Here is a 637-nt window from a genome sequence, read left to right on the forward strand (position 1 = left end):
GGGTAAGAGTGAACTTTTCTTATAAAATACCAACTTTAGAGAAAAGAAAATCTTCTGAGGAATCCTATTCATATAAAGTCGGAAATCTAAGAACTGTTGAAGTTTTACGTAATTTCTCAGAGATAAAAAATAATTGTATTTATTTGTCTGACTCATATGTTAGTGGGCGGTTGAATGCGGAATACGATATTGCATCACGAAAGGAATTTAGCGTTGTTTTTTCAAAGCAAACACTTAATAGTAATCTTAATGACATCGAAGAATCTATTCGTAATGTAATTACTAGAGTTGATGAAGAAACAGAATTATTAAAAATGGATAATCTAGCAAGGGGTGTTTTGATTGAGTCGAAACATGGTAGTGCTAGAATTCAAACCGGATATAATAGTAATCGGTTTTGGAGTGTGAATCTGGATTCATTGAAGCCTGATCCTGAAAAGTTATCAGATGTTGAATATTGGGGATATGTAGGAAACTTTGAGACTGATTTTGTGTCAGCTACTGATCAATATCCTTGGATGCCATCAAGTATTTCAGGTATAGAAGTTCCATTCTAAAATATTAACTAATAAAGATATGTATCGTATAGCCGACAAATATGTAACTGTTGGGCAAATTCAAGTGATCTTATATAAGT

The 637-nt window shown here is 32.3% G+C and carries 1 protein-coding gene; it reads left to right on the plus strand.

Translation table 11 applies throughout. The features are described 5' to 3' along the window. A partial coding sequence (locus E5A76_RS12885; protein ID WP_161119175.1) for a hypothetical protein occupies positions 1-557 on the plus strand: 557 nt, incomplete at its 5' end. Positions 558-637 lie beyond the last annotated feature (80 nt).

This window comes from Photobacterium lucens (assembly GCF_009873615.1).
Classification (GTDB): domain Bacteria; phylum Pseudomonadota; class Gammaproteobacteria; order Enterobacterales; family Vibrionaceae; genus Photobacterium; species Photobacterium lucens.